Annotated in this window: 3 protein-coding genes; all 3 read left to right on the plus strand. The window is 50.9% G+C overall.

The features are described from left to right. The first annotated feature begins 27 nt into the window (after positions 1-27). From SG35_RS30700 to SG35_RS30710, 3 genes are read left to right on the plus strand one after another with little or no spacing between them, the layout of a single operon-like run. Entirely contained in the window at positions 28-6,744 is a 6,717-nt protein-coding gene (locus SG35_RS30700) for a non-ribosomal peptide synthetase (protein ID WP_044833298.1), read from the plus strand. Then, entirely contained in the window at positions 6,735-13,703 is a 6,969-nt protein-coding gene (locus SG35_RS30705; RefSeq protein WP_053043082.1) for a non-ribosomal peptide synthetase, read from the plus strand. The genes SG35_RS30700 and SG35_RS30705 overlap by 10 nt, the downstream gene beginning before the upstream one ends. Continuing rightward, on the plus strand, positions 13,704-24,374 hold the full coding sequence (locus SG35_RS30710; protein WP_044833299.1) for a non-ribosomal peptide synthetase: 10,671 nt from the start codon (positions 13,704-13,706) through the stop codon (positions 24,372-24,374). The last annotated feature ends 1,130 nt before the right edge of the window (positions 24,375-25,504 follow it).

Consider the following 25,504-nt stretch of genomic DNA (forward strand, 5'->3'; position numbering starts at 1 on the left):
GCATCCGGGATGAACAGGAAGATAGATATGAGTGAAGTTAACGTAAAAGATATCCTTATCATGCTCGCGGGCAAAGGGGTGAGTTTAGCCGCAAAAGACAACCGGCTGAGCGTCAAAGGAAAATTGAGCCAGTTAAATGCCGGCGACAAGGCATTACTGCAAGCTCACAAGAGTGAAATTATCGCTTTTATCCAGGCGCGGCAGCAATCGGAGCAAACCAGTATCCCGGTTCGCACCCAGCAGGAGAATTTACCCTTATCTTTTGCCCAGCAAAGACTCTGGTTTGTTGACCGGCTACAGGGCAGCAGCGAAGAATATAATATGCCGTCTGCATTCGAGGTCGAGGGAGATTTTAACCCGGATGTTGCTGAGCAGGTGCTGACAGAAATCATCAAACGCCATCAGGTATTGCGTACTGTCTATATTGACGGTGACGATGACACGGTGCAGGTGATCCGCGACGACTATGACTTTAGCCTGGGGCGGTTTGATTTAACTTCACTGGATGCGCAAAGCCAGCAGAACCGGCTGATGGCGCTGATTAATGAAGATATGAAGCAGCCGTTTGATCTGGCCTGCGATCTGATGATACGCGCCAGCTTTATCAGCTTAGATAACGGCAAAGGTGTCTTACTGTTTAATATGCATCATATCGCCTCCGACGGCTGGTCGATGAATGTCCTGGTCGGGGAATTTATTGCCTTGTATCAGGCGATCACTTCGGGCCTGGAAAGCCCGTTGGCACCGCTGGCTATTCAATATGCCGATTATGCCCTTTGGCAGCGCGACTACCTCAAAGGAGATGTGCTGGAGCAGCAGCTGGGCTACTGGGACAAACAATTGGCGGATATGCCGCCGGTGCACACCTTAACCCTGGATAATCCCAGACCCGAGATTAAGGGACATAGCGCCGATCGGGTGAGTCGCCAGTTATCCGGTGATGTCGCGAAACAGCTTCAGGATATTGCCGGCCGTTATAAGTTAACGCCTTTTATGCTGTTACATAGCGCATTGGCCCTGGTATTGTCCAGACACAGCAACAGCACGGATATCGTGATCGGTACCCCGGTAGCCAACCGGATGCAGTCGGAACTTGAGCCGCTGATCGGCTTTTTTGTCAACAACTTAGTGCTTAGGTTAGATACAAGCCATGCCCGTCTGGATGATTATTTGGCCCATGTACGTCAGGTACATTTTGACGCGCAAAACAACCAGGATGTGCCGTTTGAACAAATCGTCGAACGCTTGAATATCCCCCGCAACAGTGCCTATACGCCGTTATTCCAGATCATGTTATCCACCAATAACGATTTTGCCTTAGGGGAGAGCTCCGCCGGTGAGGCAATGGATCTAAACGGGGCGAGACTTTCTCCTTTAGCCAGCGATACCATCAGCGCAAAATTTGATCTGGAAGTGGCCATTAATATTTCCGAGCAGGGGGTAGGACTGGACTGGATTTACGATAGCAACTTGTTTAACCGCGAACATGTCGAGCAATTAAATGAACACCTGGCGATCCTGCTAACTTCAATGGCGCAGAGCAAGGGGCTGGCAGAGACCGAATTAGCTTCCCTTGAAATTATGTCCGAGCAGGAAAGTGACTACTTACTCAATGTGCTTAACGATACCCGCCAGGAATATCCGCAGGATAAACTGATCCATGAATTATTCGAAGCGCAGGTCGCGGCAACGCCGGATAATCTTGCGCTGAGTTTTAACGGCACCGAGCTGAGCTACCGCGAACTGAATGAAAGGGCCAATCGTCTCGCCCATTATCTGCGCGAGCGCGGCGTACAGACAGAAGATTTTGTCGGTATCTGCCTGGAGCGATCCCATGAAATGCTGGTGGCGATCTTAGCGGTACTTAAAGCCGGTGGTGCCTATGTGCCCCTGGATCCTGCCTACCCGCAGGCCCGGCTGGAGTATATGCTTGCCGATACCGGCCTTAAATATGTGATCAGCCAGACAGCATTAAACACCAGCCTTTTCGATAGCGATAAAATCGAGGTGATTGAGCTGGAGAGCTGGCAGCAGCAGTCCCGGCATTTCTCCTGTGAAAATCCCCCTATTGCCAAAGATCTTGATGCCAACAGCCTGGCTTATGTGATCTATACCTCAGGCTCTACCGGGCAACCCAAAGGGGTGCTGCTAGAGCACAGGGGCGCAGTGAATTTAGGTCTTAGCCAGAGCCAGAGTTTTGCTGTTAAAGAAAACAGCCGGGTATTGCAGTTTGCCTCGCTGAATTTTGATGCGGCAACGTCCGAGTGGCTGATGGCGTTTGTCACCGGGGCGGCGCTGGTGGTATGCGATGAGCAAACCCGGCAGTCGGCGGATACCTTACAGCAGGTGTTACTCAAAGAAAATATCAGTCATGTCACCCTGCCGCCGGCCTTGCTTGCATTGCTGGATCACCACCGGGATTATGCCCTTGAGAGTCTGATTGTCGCAGGCGAAGCCTGTGATCCCGCCCTGGTAAAAATCTGGGCGTGCAAATGCCGCATGTTTAATGCCTACGGTCCTTCCGAAGGCACGGTTTGTGCGAGTATTGCCGAGCTGGAGCCGCAAGGACCTGTGTCCATCGGGCGGGCGATGGCCAATGTCTCGCTTTATGTGTTTGATCAGGCCTTCAGGTTAACCCCCAAAGGCTGTATCGGCGAGCTTTATATCGGCGGCGACGGCGTTTCCCGCGGCTACCTGAATAAGGCGCAGTTAACGCAAGAGAGTTTTATTCAGAACCCGTTTTCCGACAAGGCGGAGGATCGCCTATATAAAACCGGCGATCTGGTGCGTTATTTGGCCAACGGCGATCTGGACTTTATCGGCCGGGTGGATGATCAGGTGAAGATCAACGGCTTCAGGATAGAGCTGGGAGAAATCGAAAACCAGTTATCAAGCTGTCAGGGCCTGAGCTCCTGTCTGGTGACCACCCGGGAAGTGCAGGCAGGACAAAAACAACTGCTGGCCTATATTACCCCGAACATCAAGGATATTACACAAGAGCAGCAAACCTCTCTGATCGAATCGTTAAAGCAGACATTAACCGCATCTCTGCCCCATTATATGGTACCGGCGATGTTTGTGGTTATCTATGACTGGCCGGTGACCGCCAACGGCAAGGTGGATAAAAAAGCCTTACCTTCACCGGATGCCGCTTTGTTGCAGGGCAATTACCAGGCACCGCAAACCGAGCTTGAAAGCAAGCTGGTGAATATCTGGGCACAGCTGTTAAACCTTGAGGCCCATAAAATCAGCACAGGGGCAGACTTTTTTGCCCTGGGGGGACATTCGCTGCTAACCATTCGCCTGGTGGCGGAGATCCGGAAACAGCTGGAGGTTGAACTGGCGGTAAAAGCCGTTTTTGACGCCGGTACTATCCGGGCGATGGCACAGCTGATTGAAGCGGATGCCCGGACGCCGTTAAGGCTCCAGGTGCTGCCGGTTACCCGGGGACAGGAGACCATGCCGTTATCTTTTGCCCAGCAAAGGTTATGGGTGATCGACCAGCTACAGGGGGGCAGTGCGGAATATAATATGCCTGCTGCCTTTGAAGTGCAGGGAGCCTTTGATATTCATGCCGCAGAGCAGGCCCTGAGCGCCATTATCAAACGTCACCAGGTGTTGCACACCGTTTATATTGAACAGGACAAGGAAACACAGCAAAAAATCCTGTCAGATTTTAGTTTTGCGATAACCCGGCATGATTTTACGACGCTTGATCAGGACGTGCAGCAGCAGGAGTTGCGCCAGTTAATTGAACAGGATGTGCAACAGCCCTTTGAGCTGTCGACAGACTTAATGGTGCGCGCCAGTTATGTTGCGCTGGAAAATAGTGCCGGTGAAAAACAGGCCAGGGGAGCCTTATTATTTAATATGCACCATATCGCCGGTGACGGCTGGTCGATGAGTGTGCTGATACAGGAATTTGTTGCTGCCTATCAGGCGATCACTAAGGGACAGGTTATCTCTTTGCCTGAGCTTGATATTCAATATGCCGATTATGCCCACTGGCAGCAGCAATGGTCGCAGGGAGAGCAGTTCGCGTCACAGCTTGATTACTGGCAGCAGCAGCTGGCGGAAGTACCGCCGGTACATGCTTTAGTGCTGGATAAAGCACGGCCCGAGGTATCTTCACACCTGGGAGCAAGTGTCAGCGGACAATTGCCGGCAGATATCGCCGCCTCGCTGCAGGCGCTGGCCGGACAATATAAGCTCACGCCTTTTATGCTGTTACACGCCGCGTTGAGCCTGGTGTTGTCCCGTCATAGCAATAGCAAGGATATTGTTATCGGTACCGCTGTGGCCAACAGGATGCAGGCGGAGCTTGAGCCTTTGATCGGCTTCTTTGTCAATACCCTGGTACTGAGGGTCGATACCGGCCATCAGCTGTTAGCGGACTATCTAGGTCATGTCCGCCAGGTACACTTAGATGCCCAGGCGAATCAGGATGTGCCGTTCGAACAACTGGTTGAACGGTTAAAAGTGCCCAGGGGCACTTCCTATAGCCCTTTGTTCCAAATCATGATGGGAACCAATACCGACTATGGTTTGGGGGATGACTCTCTGGCGATGGCAGATGCCAGCCTGACGCCGCTATCAAGCGAGCACATCAGCACTAAGTTTGATTTGGATATCGATATGGTGCTTGATGAGCAAGGGGTATCTTTAAACTGGACCTATGATACCGGCTTATTTAGCCATAAACATGTCAGCCAGTTCAACGAGCATTTGATCAATGTATTAAACGCCATGGCACAGCTGCAACAGCAGGGAGCAGATGCTGCCGGGACAAAAGTTGCCGCTTTGGCCATGTTATCCGAACAGGAAAGCGAGCAGCTGCTTGCCCCCGTGAATGAGTGCCGGGCGGGTTATCCGCAAGATATGCTGATTCATGAAATCTTTGAAAAGCGGGCGGCCAACACCCCGGATAAAATCGCATTAACCTTGGCGGATGAACAGCTCAGTTACCGACAGCTTAATGAAAGGGCCAACCAGCTCGGTCATCATTTAAGGGAGCAGGGGGTACAGGCGGGCACCTTAGTCGGGCTTTGCTTCGAGCGTTCGCTGGAAATGGTGATCGGCATGCTGGGGATATTAAAAGCCGGCGGCGGATACGTACCGCTGGACCCCGGTTATCCCGAAGCAAGGTTAAACTATATGCTGGATAATTCCGGGATAAAGCATCTGGTGACCCAGGCGCACTTATCTGAATTGTTGCAGCTAAACGGGGAAACCCGGGTAGTGAGCCTTGGCGGCGGGCAGGAGACGGCTATTGACCGTCAGTCAAAAACGAACCTGGCCACAGAGCACAGCAGCGATAATATTGCCTATATGATTTATACCTCGGGCTCCACCGGGCAGCCTAAAGGGGTGATGATAACCCATAACAACTGGGCTGCTTACCTGGAAGGGATCGAGCAGGATTATCAGTTGACCTCATCGGATCGGGTACTGCAATTTTCATCGATTTCATTCGATATTTTTATCGAAGAATTAAGCGCCTCACTCTTGTGCGGCGGAACCTTAGTGTTGCCGCCTCCGGGCAAGTTACCCAGCTGCCAGCAATACTGGCAATGGCTAAAAGAGTATCAGATCACGCTGGCATCATTACCCACCGCCTATTGGCACCAGTTATGTGTTGATGAACAACTGGCCCTCGATAGCCGGGATACATCACTGCGCCTGCTGATCACCGGCGGCGAGGCGATGTCGGGCAGTCACCTGCAGCAATGGCAACAGCAAGTGGCGGGGGAGATCAGGTTATTAAATACCTATGGACCGACGGAAACCACAGTGATCGCAACTATCTGTGATGTTACCCGTTTTCAGGATGACGGCCGCTCTGTGCCTATCGGCAAGCCCTTGAAACACAGTCAGGTGTTGTTGCTGGATCCGTCCCTGTCGCTGGTGCCTAAAGGGGCGGTCGGTGAAGTCTATGTTACAGGTGCTATGGTGGCGGCCGGTTATTTTAATGATCAGGAAAAAACCGACAAACACTTTATTGCCAATCCGTTTAGCCATGATCAGGACTCTATTTTGTACCGCACCGGCGATCTGGCGCGTTATGGCAAAGACGGCGAGCTGGAGTTTGTTGGCCGGGCAGATAACCAGGTCAAAATCCGCGGCTTCAGGATTGAAGTAGAAGAAATCGAATCTCAGCTTGCCTTATGCGAAGAGGTGGCCAATAGCCTGATACTGGTGAGGGAAGATGAGCCGGGAGATAAGACCCTGGTGGCCTATGTCACCCTGGCGGAGCAGGCGGCTGCTTTGGCTGCAAAAGAGCATGAAATCATCCAGCAGATCATGGCGCAACTGCAGGCGAAATTACCGGCTTATATGCTGCCTTCGGCTGTTGTTGTTATGGAGGAACTGCCGTTAACGGCAAACGGTAAGCTGGATAAAAAAGCCTTACCGGTGCCGGATAACAGCCTGATGCAGGGAGAATATGTCGCACCGCAAACGGAAACCGAAATAGCCCTGACGCAGATTTGGGGCAAGTTACTCAAATGTGACGCAGAAAAAATAAGCACCCGGGCAAACTTTTTTGCCTTAGGGGGACACTCTTTGCTGGTGATCAGAATGATCACCGCAATCAAAGATCATTTTGACGTTGAAAGTACCGTGGCAAAGTTATTCGAATCTCAGACGATTCATAATGTTGCAACTTATATTGATAATTTATTACTGGCAAAAACCATAGACGCAGGTCTGGACGATGCCGAAGTGGGGGAAGAAGGATGGCTATAAAAGCTGAAAGCATTATTGAAAAAGCATTGGATCAAGGGGTTCACCTGTTTTTGCAGGATGGCAAGTTAGGTTTTAAGCAGAAAAAAGGCAGCGTTTTTTCACCTGAACTTAAACAGGAAATCGTCGCCAACAAGGCTGAAATCATTGATTTCCTCGGCCAATACAGCGCACAGGATAAAGTGGCGAGAACAAAAGTAACCCGGTTTGAACGCAACGGCGCGCCGGTATCGCTTTCTTTCTCCCAGCAGCGTTTGTGGTTCCTTGACAAGCTTAACGGCGCCAGTGCCGAATATAATATGCCCGCCGCCTTTGAAGTGGTGGGGGACTTTGATCTTGGTGTTGCCGAGCAGGCGCTGGAGCGCATTATCAAGCGCCATGAAATCCTGCGTACCGTTTATATCGAAAACCAGGACGAGACCCTGCAGCATATTCGGGACGAGGTAAGCTTCCAGTTTAGCCGCCACGATTTGAGCGCTCTGGAGCAGCAGGCACAAACCGAGCAGCTATCGGCGTTAATTGCACAAGACTTACGCCAGTCTTTCGATTTAAGCAAAGATCTTATGGTACGCGGCGGTTTCGTTACCCTAAGCCAGGGACGCGGCGAACAGGCGAAAGGGGTGCTGTTATTTAATATGCACCATATCGCCTCCGACGGCTGGTCGATGGATGTGCTGATACGCGAGTTTGTCACCCAATATCAGGTGATCTCCCTGGGACAGGCAGATCCGCTGCCGCCGCTGGAGATCCAATACAGTGATTATGCCCAGTGGCAAAGAGAGTGGCTGCAGGGGGAAGTACTGGACAAGCAGCTGGCTTATTGGGATAAGCAGCTATCGGATGTGCCCCAGGTACACAGCCTGATGCTGGACAACCCCAGACCCGAAGTACAGCAGCATATGGGGGCCAGTGTTTTCGGTCAATTGCCTAAAGCGGTGGCGCAGTCGCTGCAATCCCTTGCCCGGCAATTTAACTTAACTCCCTTTATGTTGTTGCACAGTGCCCTGGCCCTGGTGTATTCACGGCACAGCAACAGTCACGATATCGTGATCGGCACCTCGGTTGCCAACCGGATGCAGGCGGAGCTTGAGCCGTTGATCGGCTTTTTTGTCAATACCCTGGTCTTAAGGGTCGATACCAGCCATCAGCGCCTGGATCAGTATTTACAACATGTGCGCCAGGTGCACCTGGATGCCCAAAACAACCAGGATGTGCCGCTTGAGCAGCTGGTGGAACGGTTAAACGTGACCCGGGATACCTCGCATACCCCGCTGTTCCAGCTGATGATGGCCAGCAACAGCGATTATGCCTTGGGCGATAAGCCGGCGGACAATAAACTGGAACTGGCGGGGATCACTATGTCGCCGCTGGCAGGGCAGGAGATCACCTCCAAGTTTGATATCGATGTCGACCTGTGTATGAGTGACGATGGAGTCGCCTTAACCTGGACTTACGATACCAGTATCTTCAGCCACGAGCATATTAGTGAATTTAATGAGCATATGCTCAACCTGCTAACCGCCTATGCCGAGGCACAAGCTGAATTGGCCGGCGGCGCTGAGATTAACACCGCGGATCTGTCTATGCTGTCAACGGCGCAAGCGCAGTATTTGCTGGAAACCCTTAACGATAACAAACTCGAATATGTCAAAGACAAGCTGGTGCATGAGTTATTTGAACAGCGCGCCGCCGCACGTCCCGATGATATTGCCGTTGTTTTCGGCGACAGCAAGCTGAGCTATGGCCAGTTAAATGAGCAGGCCAACCGCTTAGCCCATTACCTGCACGGACAAGGGGTTAAACCGGACTCGCTGGTCGGTATTTGCCTGGACCGCTCGCTGGAGATGACGGTGGCTATCCTGGGGATATTAAAAGCCGGCGGCGCCTATGTGCCGCTCGATCCCGCCTATCCGCAGGAAAGATTGTCGCATATGCTCGACGATGCCGATTTAAAGCTGGTGATCACTAAAAGCTCGCTTGGCGCCGCGCTGGATTTAACCGATAGGGTTAGTCTTTGTTTAGACCGGGAAGACCTGGGGCAATACCCGGCAGATAATTTACCGGCAGCACTTACCGGGGTCACTCCCGCCCACCTGGCCTATGTGATTTATACCTCAGGCTCTACCGGACGTCCTAAAGGGGTGATGGTTGAGCACCGCCAGCTGAACTGTTTCCTGAGCAATGTTGGCGAGCGTTACCAAATCCGGGCAGAGGATAATGTTTTACAGTTCTCCACCATTAACTTTGATATTTTTGTCGAAGAGTATTTCGGCGCCTTATGCCACGGTGCAACCCTGGTATTAAGGGATGAGGACTGCATGGGAGATCTGGTGGCCTTTTACCAGTTCTGCCGCCAATACCAGGTTTCTGTCGTGAGTTTACCGACTTCATTCTGGCACCAGCTGATGTTAAACGACCGGGTATCGCCGCCTGAGGCTTTACGTCTGGTGATTGTCGGCGGAGAAGCCTTGCAGTTGCCCCTGGTGAAAGCCTGGTTAAGCGAACCGGGTGCGCCTGAGCTGATCAATACCTACGGCCCGACAGAAGCCACGGTTACCGCATGCGGTTATCATATCAGGGATGGGGAGATCAGTTATAAAACACCGCCAATCGGCAAGGCGAATAAAAATGTTGCCTTGTATGTCCTCAATGCATTTAAACAAGTGACGCCTTTTGGCAGTGTCGGTGAACTTTATATCGGCGGTGAAGGGGTTGCCCGCGGTTATTTAAACCAGGCGCAGCTGACACAGGAGTGCTTTGTCGCCAATCCGTTTAGCGACAATCCGGAAGATCGCCTTTATAAAAGCGGCGACCTGGTGCGCTACCTGCCCGACGGTAACCTGGAATTTATCGGCCGGGCCGATGATCAGGTTAAAATCAGGGGATTCCGTATCGAGCTGGGAGAAATTGAAAACCAGCTATCCCGCTGTGACAATGTCGCCAGTACCCTGGTGCTTGCCCTGGAAGATGAGAGCGGGCAAAAACAGCTGGCGGCTTATGTGAACCCGCAGACCTTTGAATCTTCTGCCCCCGGGCAGGCGGCATTTATCGAGTCGTTAAAAGAAACCCTGCAACAGACCTTGCCGGAATACATGGTGCCGTCGGCGTTTGTGTTGATGGAACAATGGCCTTTGACCGCCAACGGTAAGATTGATAAAAAAGCCCTGCCGTCCCCGGACAGCAATGGCGGGCAAGGGCATTATCTGGCGCCGCAAACGCAAGTCGAGCAGACCCTGAGTGAAATCTGGGGCCGGTTATTAAAAATGGATGCCGGACAAATCAGCACAGATGCCAACTTCTTTGCCCTGGGCGGACACTCGCTGCTTACCGTACGTTTAGTGGCGGAGATCAGAAAGCAGCTGCAGGTGGAAGTCTCGGTGAAAGCCGTGTTTGATGCCGGTACCATCCAGGAGCTGGCACAGGTGATCGATCAGAAGAACTCGAGTGCCCTGATACCCCAGGTAAAACCGGTTGCCCGGGATAACAATACCATGGCGTTATCTTTCGCCCAACAAAGGTTATGGTTTATCGACCAGTTGCAGGGAGGCAGCGCCGAATACAATATGCCGGTAGCGTTTGAAGTCAGCGGCGCTTTTGATGCCGATATCGCAGAGCAGGCGCTTGGCCGGATTATCGACCGCCATGAAATCCTGCGTACCCGTTACCTTGAAAAGAGCCTTGAAAAGAGCCTTGAAAAGAGCCTTGAAAAGAGCCTTGAAAATAAGCTTGAAAAGAGCCTCGAAAGCAAGCCGGGCAACAGTTTTGAAAGCAAGTTTGAACAGCACTTTGAAGACAAATTTGAAAATAAGCTGGCCAAATCTCTGGAAAGCAAATTTGATAGCAATGAAAACAACAGCCCGACGCAGGGCGGTGAAGCATTACAGCAAATCATGCCGGAGGCCGACTTTAAACTGACCCGACATGATTTATCCGGTCTGGATGCCGGTTTGCGTCAGTATCAGCTAAGCGCCCTGGTTGATGCTGACATGAGGCAGCCTTTTGATTTAACAAAAGATTTAATGGTCCGTGCCAGTTATATCTCCCTGGATAAAAGTCAGGGCACGGGAGCGCTGTTATTTAATATGCACCATATCGCATCCGATGGCTGGTCAATGGAAGTACTGGTACGTGAATTTGTCAGCCAATACAAGGCAATAGCTTCAGGCCAGGCCAATCCGTTGCCGCCGCTTGAAATCCAATATGCCGATTATGCCCACTGGCAGCGGCAATGGCTGCAGGGGGAAGTGCTGGAAAAACAACTGAGTTACTGGGACAAGCAATTAAGCGATGTGCCTGCGGTACATTCGTTAGTGCTGGACAAGGCCAGACCGGAAGAGAAGCAGCATGTCGGTGATATCGTTTGTGGCAAGTTATCGCCACAGGTGGCGCAGCAGTTAGAAGCGCTGGCCAAGCATTATCAGCTGACGCCGTTTATGCTGCTGCACAGCGCCCTGGCATTGGTACTTTCCCGCCACAGCAACAGCTCGGATATTGTTATCGGCAGCCCGATAGCAAACCGGATGCAGGCGGAGCTTGAGGGGCTGATCGGTTTCTTTGTCAATACCTTAGTGCTGCGTCTGGACACGGCTCATGACAAACTTGGGGACTATTTCCGTCATGTGCGCCAGGTGCATCTCGATGCCCAAAACAATCAGGACGTGCCGTTTGAGCAACTGGTGGAGCGCTTGAACATTCCGCGCAGCACCGCCCATACGCCGCTGTTCCAGATCATGTTATCTACCAACAGCGATTACGGCATCGCCGGGGAAAATACTTTAGAGCTGGACGGGGTGACCTTATCCCCGCTGGAAAGCGACTGTATTACCGCAAAATTTGATTTAGATATCGGCATCAGCATGAATGCGGACGGGGTGGACATACAGTGGACCTATGATACCAGTATCTTTAGCGGTGAGCATGTCGGTCAGCTAAATGCCCACCTGGAAACCCTGCTAACGGCAATGGCAGAGCTTATATCGGTGGATAAACCGGCAGCAGACACTAAGATCAATGCTTTAGAAATGTTAACGCCGCAGGAAAGTGATTATCTCCTTCATGGCCTTAATAACAGCGCCGTGGATTATCCGCAAGACAAAGGCATTCATGAATTATTTGCCGCACAAGCGATGCAGACCCCGGATAATATCGCCCTGGTTTGTGAAGATCATCAGCTCAGCTATCGTGAGCTTAATGAAAACGCCAACCGCCTGGCCCGTTATCTGTCGGCTCAGGGGGTTGAAAAAGAAACCTTTGTCGGTGTGTGTTTAAACCGCTCTGCCGAGATGGTGGTGGCCGTTTTAGCTATACTCAAAGCCGGCGGCGCTTATGTGCCGTTAGATCCCGGTTATCCTCAGGCGCGTTTACAGCATATCTTAACCGATACCGGCGTGCGCCATGTGCTCACGGCCAGTCATTTGGCGGCTGCACTGCATGTTGAACAAGGCGATGATATTTCAGAGACAGGTATCGAACTGCTATGTCTGGATGATGCTGCACTGCAGGCCGAGGTGATGGCATACTCCGACGCTGAGCTTGAAAATAACAAAGATCAGGGGCAAGCAGGCGCCGATCTGGCCTATGTGATTTATACCTCGGGATCAACCGGCTTACCTAAAGGGGTGATGGTGGAGCATCACAATGTGACCCGATTGGTGATCAACAGTAATTTTGTGCCTCTGGATGAAAGCACCCGCTTTTTACAATCGGCGCCGATTGCTTTTGATGCCGCTACCCTCGAACTTTGGGGACCGTTACTTAACGGCGGCCAATGTATTGTTTATGGCGAACAACAAGTTGATTTGCAACAGCTGACCGACTTTATTGTTAAGCATGAGGTTAATACCCTATGGTTAACGGCGGGCTTATTCGAGCAGTGGAGCGAAATGCCTGTGCCGCCATGTGATATCAAGTATCTGCTGGCAGGGGGAGATGTCCTTAATGTCGATGCGGTCAAGCGGGTGCAGGAGAAAATTCCCGGCATTTGCGTGATTAACGGTTATGGTCCGACAGAAAATACCACCTTTACCACTTGTCACCCTGTTAACAATGGTGTTACACTCAATTCGAATATACCGATAGGTAAAGCGATCCAAAACACCAGCACTTATGTGTTGAATGACTCCCTGACCCTGACACCTTTGGGTGCAGTAGGGGAACTATACACAGGTGGCGCAGGGGTTGCCCGCGGCTATTTGAATCAGGAGCAGGCAACACAGGCAAGTTTTATTGCCAACCCCTTTAGTGATAATGACGATGACCGCCTTTATAAAACCGGCGATCTGGTCCGTTATCTCAGCGACGGTAATTTAGAGTTTATCGGCCGGGCGGACAGCCAGGTTAAAGTACGCGGTTTCAGGATTGAGCTGGCAGAAATTGAACATCAGCTTAATTTAGCCCAAGGGGTGCACTCGTCCGTGGTCTTGGCCAAGGGAGAGGGCAGCGGAGATAAACAACTTGTTGCTTATGTTAAAGGGGATCTCACGCATGAGAGCGAAGAAGAAAAAACCGCGTTTGTCACGCCGTTAAAAGTTTCTCTTGCGCGAGCCTTGCCTGACTACATGGTGCCGGATGTTTTTGTTGTGGTCGATGAATGGTCGTTAACGGCAAATGGCAAGATAGATAAAAAGGCATTACTCGGTCTTGAAGGGGTAGTACTGCAAACCGAGTATGTTGCACCACAGACGGATATTGAAAAATCTCTGGTGCAGATCTGGTCTTCGCTATTAAAGCTGGATGCGGATAAAATAAGCATAACCGCCAATTTCTTTGAACTTGGGGGGCATTCACTTTTAGTTACCAGATTGAAAGCGTTAATCGAATCCGAGTTCGGGATGGAATTTAATGTCAAAGATCTGTTTGAACTTTCAGATATAACAAGTGTGGCGCAAGTCATAAGTAAGAATTTGCTTAAGCGCGATCTGGATTCAGTTGAAAGTGAACTTCTTGACGAGGTTGAGTTTTAAATGAAGGAAGCACAAACTCTTGTTCGGCAATTAGCCGAACAAGGTATCGAAGTCTATTTGCAGAAAGGAAAGTTAAAGGCGAGAGCATTAAAGGGGGGCTTAACCCCCGAATCTACTTTGTTGATTAAAAATAATCTCGATAAGATTATTGAATATCTGCACCTGACCCAGGAACAAGATGTTTTAAAATCAGCCAAAGCCAAGATAGTGCCCGCCGGTGACCAGAGCAAAGTTCTTTCCTTTGCCCAGCAGAGGTTATGGTTTATCGATCAGCTCCAGGGAGGCAGCGCCGAATATAATATGCCGGCCGCCTTCGAGGTTGAGGGGGAATTTTCCCCCGAGGCCGCCGAGCAGGCGCTGTCGGTCATTATCCAGCGCCATGAAGTCTTGCGTACCGTTTATCTTGACGGCGGTGAAGAAGCCAGGCTGGAACTTAATACTGAGCCAGACTTTGCCCTTACCCGACATGACCTGACTGCTTTAGAGCCGCGGGCCAGGCAGGACAGGTTAAGGGCGTTAATAGATTACGATATGCAAAAACCATTTGATTTAAAACAAGATCTAATGGTTCGCGCTAGTTTTGTTGCTTTAGAAAAAGCCTCCCAAGCCGGGCAAAAGCCGGCAAGGGGGGCGTTATTGTTTAATATGCACCACATCGCTTCCGACGGCTGGTCGATGGAAGTGTTGATTCGTGAATTTGTGGCCTTATATCAGGCAATTACTCAAGGTCGCGCAGTACCGCTGCCGCCTCTGGATATCCAGTATGCAGATTATGCCCACTGGCAAAGAGAATGGCTGCAGGGAGAGGTGCTGGAAAACCAGTTGAGTTATTGGGACAAGCAGCTGGCGGATGTGCCGCCGGTACACTCTCTGCCGCTGGATAAACCCAGGCCGGAAACCAAGCAATATCTTGGTGATAATGTCTCCGGGCAGTTATCCGCGGGAGTGGCAAGAAAGTTACAGCTCCTGGCTACCCGCCATCAGTTAACCCCGTTTATGTTACTGCACAGCGCCCTGGCGCTGGTGCTGTCACGGCACAGTAACAACAAGGACATCATCATCGGCACCCCGGTGGCGAACCGGATGCAGGCGGAACTTGAGCCGTTAATCGGTTTCTTTGTCAATACCCTGGTGCTGCGGCTCGATACCGGCCACCAGCGGCTCGATGATTATCTGGCCCATGTGCGGCAAGTACATTTAGACGGGCAAAACAACCAGGATGTACCTTTTGAACAATTAATTGAACGCTTAAATATTCCCCGCAGCAGTGCACACTCTCCATTATTTCAGATCATGTTATCCACCAATACCGATTATGGTCTGGGTGATAAAGGCTCAGGCAACAAGCTGGATTTAGCCGGCCTGTCGCTTTCTCCTTTATCCAGCGATGTGATCACTGCCAAGTTTGATCTGGAAATCAGCATTAGCATCAGCGATCAGGGGGTCGGATTACACTGGACTTACGACAAGAGTATTTTTACCGGCGAGCATATTAACCAGATTAACAACCACCTGATGACGTTATTAACCTCAATGGCAGGAATTGAAACTAGTGCCGGTGAGGATGTTAAACTTGCCTCTCTGGCAATGTTGTCATCTGAGGAAAGTAAATACTTACTTGAAACCCTTAACGAGCGTCAGCTGGACTATCCGCAAGATAAACTTATCCATGAATTGTTTGAAGCCCAGGTTGAAAAAAATCCCGATAATATAGCTTTATCCTTTGAAGGACAATCTCTTAGCTATCATGAGTTTAATAAAAGGGCTAACCGCCTGGCCCATTATCTCAGGCAGCAGGGAACCGGTCCGGAAACCTTAGTCGGCATTTGCCTGGATCGTTCGCCGCAGATGTTGATTGCCATGCTGGCGGTGCTTAAGGCCGGCGGCGCTTATGTGCCGCTGGATCCGGGTTATCCCCAGGCTCGCCTGCAGTATATGATCCAGGACAGCGGCGTGAAATATGTGCTGACCAGGGCCGAGTTGATCCGGGAGCTGGATTTTGAGGCAAGCACAAGATTGATTGACTTGGATGATCAAGCACTTATCAGCAGTTATCCCGCCAGCAACCCTGGCAGGAGCGAACAGCTCACGCCGGAAAACCTTGCCTATACCATTTACACCTCCGGCTCAACCGGCAAACCTAAAGGGGTGATCGTCGAACATCATGCCTTTGTCAGCCGTTTATATGCTTTTGACCGGGCATTTGATCTGGGCAGCGGCGATGTGGTGCCGAGCATCGCGTCTTTTGCTTTTGATATTTCCCTGCTGGAACTGATATATCCCCTGAGCTGCGGCGCCGAGGTTAAGATCTTGCCGCGGGCGAAAATCATCAATGTCGCCGAGCTCAGACAAGCGCTGAAAACTTGTACTTTTGTGCATATGGTGCCCAGCCTGGCCCAACTCTGGCTGGATGAAGTTGTCCGGGACAATGCCACCGGCGATTATCCTGCTTTGAAATATATCGCCACCGGCGGCGATGCTGTGCCTGAAAACTTGCTGACATCGTTAAAACAGGCGCTGCCGGAGGTGACCTTGTTGCAGTTTTACGGCCCGACCGAAGCCGTGCTTTTCTGTGTCTGCCATCCGCAGGCGGCCCAGGCGCCTTCGTCCTTGGGAACGGGAATCGATAATGTCAGCCTTTATGTGCTCGATGATGATTTAAAATTACAACCGCAAGGGGCCGTGGGCGAGTTATATGTCGGCGGCAGTGCCCTGGCGAGAGGTTATTTGCACCGCCCCGAGCTGACCCGGGAGCGCTTTATTCCCCATCCGTTTAAAACCGGTAGCAAGGAGCGCTTGTATCAAACGGGAGATCTGGTGCGTTATCTGCCTAACGGCGAGCTTGAATTTAAAGGACGTAAAGACGACCAGGTGAAAATTCGCGGTTTCAGGGTCGAACTGGGGGAAATCGAGCAGCAATTAGCCGCCTGTCCCGAGGTGAGCAGTAACCTGGTGCTGGTTCGTGAAGATCAGCCGGGACAAAAACGCCTGGTGGCTTATGTCCAGTTACACGCTTCCCTTTCCTCTTCTTTAGGTAAAGAGCAAGGACAAGAACAAGAGCAGCAAAGCCTGGATAAGATCAAGCAACGCCTGAAGGAGAACCTGACGGACTATATGGTGCCGTCGGCCTTTGTGGTGATCGAGCAATGGCCGCTCACCGCCAATGATAAAATCGATAAGAAAGCCCTGCCGCTGCCCGGCATGGCATTATTAGCGGGGGAATATCAGGCACCGGAAACAGAGCTCGAGCACACCCTGACACAAATCTGGGGGCAGCTGTTAAACCTGGAGGCGGATAAGATCAGCACCCAGGCTGACTTCTTTGCCCTGGGGGGACATTCGCTGCTGACCGTGCGTTTAGTGGCGGAAATCAGAAAGCAGCTGCAGGTGGAAGTTTCGGTAAAATCGGTTTTTGATGCCGCCACCATTAAAGCCCTGGCGGGGATTATCGCATCCGGCTCGCAAACCGAACTCAGACGTGAAGTGCAAGCCGCAGTGCGGGAAAGCGATGTTATGCCGCTATCTTTTGCCCAGCAAAGGTTATGGTTTATCGACCAGCTTCAGGGAGGCAGTGCCGAATACAATATGCCGGCGGCCTTTGAGGTAAGCGGCAATTTTGACAGCCAGGCCGCCGAGCTGGCGCTGACCTGTATTATCGAGCGGCATGAGGTATTGCGCAGCGTTTATTTTGAAGATGATGAGCAGACCTTGCAAAAAATTCTGCCGGGCACGCCTTTCACTCTGGGTCGGCATGACTTATCTGAACTGGCGCCGGAACAGCAAAAGCAGCAGCTGATGGCATTAATCGATGCCGATATGCAGCAGCCCTTTGATTTAACAAAAGATTTAATGGTACGGGCCAGTTATGTCGCTTTGGATAAACAAGCGGGTACGGGGGCATTAGTCTTTAATATGCACCATATCGCCTCCGACGGCTGGTCGATGGAAGTGCTGATCCGGGAATTTGTCAGCCTGTACCGGGCATTTACCTTAGGGCTGGCAAGTCCTTTATCTGCGCTTGCTATCCAATATGCCGACTATGCCCATTGGCAGCGGGAATGGCTGCAAGGGGAGGTGCTCGATGCGCAATTGAGCTACTGGGAAAAGCAATTGGCCGAGGTGCCGCCGGTACATGGCTTAATGCTGGACAAACCCAGACCCGAAGTGAAACAGCACAGAGGCGATATAGTGACCGGCCAGTTACCGGGAGATGTTGCCAAGCAGCTACAGGCCCTGGCTTCACATTATCAGTTAACCCCTTTTATGTTGCTGCACAGTGCGTTAGCCCTGGTGCTGTCACGTCACAGCAACAGCACCGATATTGTGGTCGGCACGCCGATCGCCAACCGGATGCAGGCGGAGCTTGAGGGGCTTATCGGCTTCTTCGTTAATACCTTAGTACTCAGGCTCGACACAGGATATGATCAACTTGACGACTACCTGGCTCATGTACGCCGGGTGCATCTTGATGCCCAGAACAATCAGGATGTGCCGTTTGAGCAACTGGTGGACAGGTTGAATATTCCCCGCAGCAGTAGCCATACGCCGCTATTCCAGGTCATGTTATCCACCAATAATGATTTTGGTGTCGGCGGGAGCGGTGACAACAAGCTGGATTTAGCCGATGTCACCCTGACGCCGCTGTCGAGTGATTATATCAGTTGTAAGTTTGACCTGAATATCGGCATGAATATCAGCGAGCAGGGGCTGGATTTAAGCTGGACTTTTGATACCAGTATTTTCACCCGCGAGCATATCGGGGAGTTTAATGAACACCTGAAAACCTTGTTAACGGCGATGGCGCAACTTACGCCAAGGGCAAATACAGAACTGAATAACCTGGCCATGTTATCACCGCAGGAAAGTGATTATCTGCTCCATCAGCTTAATGATACTCAGCTGGATTATCCCAGGGATAAACGCATTCATGAGTTGTTTGCCGAGCAAGTTTTGCAAACCCCGGATGATATAGCCCTCGCCTTTGGCGATAATAGCCTGAGTTATCGTGAACTTAATGAAAAGGCCAACCGCCTGGCCCATTATCTGATGGCGCAGGGGGTAACTACACAAACTTTAGTTGGTCTTTATTTATCCCGCTCTATCGATACTGTGGTGGCGATTTTAGCCATACTCAAAGCCGGTGGCGCCTATGTGCCGATCGATGCCAAATATCCGCAGGCCCGGGTCTCTTATATGCTGGACGATACCGGGGTAGAGTATGTGATCACCGAGCAAAGTCTTGCCGAGAGTTTTGCCTTTAAAGATAACACCTCCCTGGTGGTGATCAATGATGCCAGGCTGCAGGCAAACCTTACTGCCTTGCCGACAGGCAATCCTTTGCAAGTCGTGACCGAATCTCAGCTCGCTTATGTGATCTATACCTCGGGTTCAACCGGACAGCCCAAAGGGGTGATGGTGGAGCACAAGAATATACTGGCTTTCCACCAGGTATTTCGCCAGCAAATGCAGGCTATGGCACAAGCGCAAAACCTTAGCTGGCTTTGCGGCGCATCCTTTGCCTTTGATGCCTCGATAAAAGGCCTGTTAGTGCTGTTAAGCGGCGGTAAAATGGTGATTTTGTCGGAAGATGAAACCACAGATCCTCACCTTATCAGCCAGGTTATTGCTAAGCACCGGGTTGATGTTTATAACGCCACGCCGCAAATGCTCGATGAAATCGTCAAACTGGATCTGGACAGGGCGCCGGCGCTGATTTCCAGTGGCGACTTGTTAACCCCTTCGGTTTTTGCCGCTTTGAAAGGTTATTGTGCTAAGCATGACCTGGCCGGGGCCAATGCCTACGGACCGACAGAAACCACCATCAACAGCAGTTTTACCCTGTTGCAGGAAACATCAAACATCGGACGGCCGGTGGCCAATACCCGTTTTTATGTACTGGATCGGTGTAAACGCCTGGTGCCTCATGGCGTTGCAGGCGAGCTTTATATCGGTGGTGAAGGTGTTGTCCGGGGATATCTGAATCAGGCGCAGCTGACGCAAGAGTGTTTTATTGCCAACCCGTTCAGCGATAATACAGAGGACCGTCTGTATAAAAGCGGCGATTTGGTACGCTATCTCGACGACGGTAATCTTGAATTTATCGGCCGGGTGGATGACCAGGTCAAAGTCAGGGGCTTTAGGATAGAGCTGGGGGAAATTGAAGATCAGTTATCCCGTTGTGACAATGTCGATGCCTGCCTGGTGCTTGCCCGTGAAGGCGAAGATAAGCAAAAACAGCTGGTGGCTTATGTTAATCCGCAAGCGTTTGCAACGGCCAACTCAGATTTGGGCGGGTTTATTGCCTCGTTAAAAGCGCAGTTGCAACAGGTCTTGCCGGAATACATGGTGCCGTCGGCTTTTGTGATGATCGAACAATGGCCGCTGAACGCCAACGGTAAAATTGACAAAAAAGCCCTGCCGTCACCGGATAGCCAGGCTTTGCAAGGGGAGTATGTTGCGCCGCAAACACAAATAGAGCAAACCCTGACCCAAATTTGGGGCCGCTTGTTAAAAATGGATGCCGGTGATATCAGCACCCGGGCCAACTTTTTCACCCTGGGAGGGCATTCGCTGCTTACCGTGCGTTTAGTGGCGGAGATCAGAAAAGAGCTGCAGGTGGAAGTCTCGGTGAAAGCGGTTTTTGAAGCCGCCCATATCCAGGCATTGGCCAAAACGATAGCTTCAGCCTCACAGGCGGCACTAAGGCCTGCTATTGTCCCTGCGGCACGGGAAAATGACACTATGGCATTATCCTTTGCCCAGCAAAGGTTAAGCTTTATCGACCAGCTCCAGGGGGGCAGTCCCGAGTATAATATGCCGACGGCTTTTGAAGTGAGCGGAAATTTCGATGCCGATGCCGCGGAACTGGCACTGGCACGCATTATCGAACGCCATGAAATCCTGCGCACGGTATATCTCGAGCAGACAATGGAACAAGGCGGAGAGACCTTGCAGCACATTCTGTCTCAAGCGAACTTTATCCTCACCCGCCATGACCTGTCCACTTTGGATGAAGCCACGCGCCGGTCTGAGTTGATGGCTCTGGTTGATGCGGATATGCAGCAGCCATTTGATTTAACAAAAGATCTGATGGTACGGGCCAGCTATGTCGCTTTGGATAAAAACCAGGGCACGGGGGCGCTGTTATTTAACATGCATCATATTGCTTCAGACGGCTGGTCAATGCAGGTGCTGATACGGGAATTTGTCAGTCAATACCGTGCGATAGCTTCCGGGCAGGCAGATCCCCTACCGCCGCTGGAAATCCAATACGCAGATTATGCCCATTGGCAGCGTCAATGGCTGCAGGGAGAAGTACTGGAAACGCAACTCAGTTACTGGGACAAGCAGTTGAGCGATGTGCCGCCGGTGCATTCGTTAGTGCTGGATAATCCCAGACCGGAAGAAAAACAGCATGTCGGCGATATTGTTTCCGGCGAGTTATCAAGCGAGGTAGCACAGCAGTTACAGCTTCTGGCCAAGCAATATCAGCTAACACCGTTTATGTTGTTGCACAGTGCCCTGGCCCTGGTACTGTCGCGTCACAGCAACAGCCCGGATATCGTGATCGGTACGCCGATCGCCAACCGGATGCAGGCAGAGCTTGAGCCGCTGATTGGTTTCTTCGTCAATACTTTAGTACTGCGTCTGGATACCAGCCACAGTAAACTTGAAGATTATTTTAATCATGTGCGCCAAGTGCATCTCGATGCCCAAAATAACCAGGATGTGCCGTTTGAGCAACTGGTTGAGCGGTTAAATATTAGCCGCAGCACCGCACATACGCCGCTGTTCCAGATCATGTTAACCACCAACAGCGATTATGGCCTGGCCGGTGACGGTGACAATGCGCTGGATCTCGATGGGGTAAGCCTGTCGCCGCTGGCAAGTGAGCATATTACGGCAAAATTTGACCTGGATATCGGCATTTCGATTAATCGGGACGGGGTGGATTTACACTGGACTTTTGATACCAGCATTTTCACCCGGGAGCATGTAACTCAGTTTAATGCTCACCTGCAAACCTTGCTTACGGCGATGGCTGGGCTTACACCGACGGCAAGTACCGAGATCAATTCCTTAGCCATGCTTACCGCTCAGGAAAGTCAGTATCTGCTTGAGACCCTTAATAACACTGATGTTGATTATCCAAGCGATAAGGGCATTCATGAATTGTTCGCACAGCAAGTGAGCAAGACTCCGGATAATATTGCCCTGGTGTCGGAGAACAGCCAGCTGAGCTACCGCGAACTGGACGAAAGTGCCAACCGCCTGGCCCGTTATTTATCGGCGCAAGGGGTTAAAAAAGAAAGCTTTGTCGGGGTCTGTTTAAACCGCTCTCCTGAAATGGTGGTGGCGGTATTAGCCATACTTAAAGCAGGCGGTGCTTATGTGCCGTTAGACCCGGGTTATCCCGAGGCGCGGTTACAGCATATTTTAACCGATACCGGGGTCGGGCATGTGCTGACCGCCAGTCACCTTGCAGATGTACTTGATTTTGCGAGGGGTAATGGCGCTGTCGAGCTGCTTTGTCTTGATAATGCCGAGCTGGCGGCCAAGGTGCAGGCACAGGAAAGCACCGAACCGGAAAAAGTCAGTGCAGGCAACGAACTGGCCTATGTAATTTACACTTCGGGTTCCACCGGCTTGCCTAAAGGGGTGATGGTGGAGCATCATAACGTGACCCGTTTGGTGACCCAGTGTAATTTTGTGCCCCTGGATGAAAATACCCGCTTCTTGCACTCGGCGCCAATCGCCTTTGATGCCGCCACACTTGAGCTTTGGGGACCGTTACTTAACGGCGGCCAGTGTATTATTTATGGCGAACAACAAATCGATTTGCAGGCACTCACAGACTTTATTGTTAAATATCAAGTGAATAGCATGTGGTTGACGGCCGGCTTATTTGAACAATGGAGCGAAATGCCGGCCCAGGCAAGCGGTATCAAGTACCTGCTGGCAGGGGGCGATGTCCTGAATGTCGATGCGGTAAAACGGGTGCAGGATAATATTCCCGGCGTATCTGTGATTAACGGTTACGGCCCGACAGAGAATACCACCTTTACCACTTGTTATCAGGTTAGCAATAGTGATAGTCACGGCTTGAATATACCAATAGGTAAAGCGATCCAAAACACCAGCACTTATGTGTTAAATAGCTCTCTCGCCCTGACACCGTTAGGCGCAGTAGGGGAATTATACACAGGTGGCGCAGGGGTTGCCCGCGGTTATCTCAACCGGGAGCAGGCTACACGGGAGAGTTTTATTGCCAACCCGTTTAGCGATAAGGCAGGGGAGCGCTTGTATAAAACCGGTGATCTGGTGCGTTATCTCAGCGACGGTAATTTAGAATTTATCGGCCGGGCGGATAACCAGGTGAAAGTACGCGGTTTCAGGATTGAGCTGGCAGAAATCGAACATCAGCTTAATCTAGCATCGGGAGTGCATTCGTCCGTGGTTTTGGCCAAGGGAGAGGGCAGCGGCGATAAGCAGTTGGTTGCTTATATCAAGGGTGAAAAGAGCTATGGAGGGTTTTATGATAAATCAATATTTATCAATGGCTTGAAGGTTTTCCTGACAAGTGCTTTGCCTGAATACATGGTGCCGGATGTTTTTGTTGTCGTCGATGAATGGCCGTTAACGGCCAACGGCAAGATAGATAAAAAAGCGCTATTGTCGCTTGATGGTTTGTTGCTGCAAAGCGAATACCTGGCGCCACAGAGCGAAGATGAACAGGCCCTGGTGCAGATCTGGTCTTCGTTATTGAAGCTGGATGCGGATAAAATCAGTGTGACCGCCAACTTTTTTGAGCTTGGCGGACACTCACTGTTAATTAACCGTTTGGTGCAATGGATGCGTGCTCACTATAGCAAGCAGATATCGATTAAAGATTTATTCTTGCTGCAAACCATCCGCGAGCAGGCGGATTGGTTAACGGCGCCGGAGGCTAAGTTGGCGGCATTGCCTAAATGTGAAGTATTGGGACAATATAACGCCGGTTTACCGGATGTTTATTTCGTCCCCGGGGTTGCCGGTCTGGCGAAGATGTTTATGGATATTGCCAGAGGTGCGGCGGGCAGATTTAATGTCAAAGCCTTTAATCATCAGGGATTGCTGGATAACAAGATGCCTTTTGCAACGATTGAAAGCAATGCCGAAGACTTTGCCGGTTATATCTTATCAGAGCAGGCACAGGGGCCCTATCTGATTGCCGGGCACTCCTATGGCGGCGTACTGGCGCTGGAAATTGTCAGAAGGCTACGCGCCAAAGGCCATGAGGCCGAGCTGGTGTTGATAGACAGCTACTTTGAGCAGCTAACGCTCATGCTTAAAGACGGTGGCCAGCAAACGGCTGAGCAAGTCCTTGCCGGGGAGATGATACCGGAGCTTGATAACGAGCTGGATGTAGAAGAACAGGAAAAAGTGGCGCTGTTATACCGGACCCAGGTTGATTTATTTGCAGCTTACAAGCCACAAGCCCTGGAGGGGATAACCCCGCTGGTGTTATTGGCGAGGGAGTCGAAGTTTAACATGGGATTCTACCAGCAGAAGCTGGGCAGTGTTTTTGGCCAGGGGCTCACGTGCCACTCGGTTGACGGCGGACATTTCTCGATGCTTTCAGAAAAAGGCGGACAGGAGGTATGTCATTATATCAATAGACTGATCTCTTAAGGAGCCGTTAAATTTGTGGGGAGCTGCAACCTCCTCAGTTATTAGCCTCCCGGCTTGGCCGGGAGGCTATCCACAAAAATCATTCGCCAGCCAGGATTACCGGCTCACTTCTTTTCCGTATGTTTCACCACAAGCCGGTGGCCGGCATTATCAAGTCTTATTCTGACAGCTGACGATGTTTCCAATGCCGTGACAATTAGCCGGGTACAGGAGAAAATTCCCGGGATTTATGTACTTAGCTGCCACGATCCGACATAAATACTACTTGTTACCATGTTAACAATGGTGTTAAACTCAAGCCGAATATACCAATAGGTAAAACGATCCGAAACAACGGCACATATGTGTAAACCCGTCTCAGGCCCTGATATTTTAGGGGAGAATGGGGATTTTCACAGGTGGTGCAGGGTTGTCTGCGGCTATTTACATCAGGAGCAGACGACACAGGCAAGTTTATTGCCAACCCTTTTAGTGATAACGATGATGGCCGCCGGTATAAAACCGGCGATCTGGTCCGTTATCTCAGCGACGGTAATTTAGCGTTTACCGTAAAGTACCTAGTTGTAGAATTAAGCTGAAAGAGAGCAAAAATCAGTTTAATTCTCGTCAAACCCCGTACTTGTTCGTGCCCCTTGCCAAGGGAGAAGGCTGTGGTGATAAAAACTTGTCGCTGATGTTAAAGGGGATCTCACGCATGAGAGCGAAGATGAAAGCCGCGTTTGCCACGCAGTTACCCGTTTCTTGTGCGCGAGTTTTGTCTGCTCACCCAGTGTCGGATGTTTTGTGTTTGTCGATGAATGGTCGTTAACGGCAAATGGCAAGATAGATGAAAAGGCATGACCCGCTCTTTAAAGGGAATTACTGTAAACCGGGTAAGCCGTATCAGAAACGGATATTGATAAATTTCTGGTGCAGATCTGATCTTCGCTATTAAAGCTGGATGCGGATAAAAATAAGCATAACCGCCAATTTCTTTGAATTTGGGGGCATTCACTTTTAGTTCGGATTGAAGCGTAGATTGGAGCCTATTTGGGATGCCATTTTATGTGAAAGATCTGTTTGAATTTTCAGATATAACAAGTGTGGTATAAATCATTAGCACAAATGTGTTTAAGCGCGATCTGGATTCA

This window comes from Thalassomonas actiniarum, assembly GCF_000948975.2.
In the GTDB taxonomy this organism is placed as follows: domain Bacteria; phylum Pseudomonadota; class Gammaproteobacteria; order Enterobacterales; family Alteromonadaceae; genus Thalassomonas; species Thalassomonas actiniarum.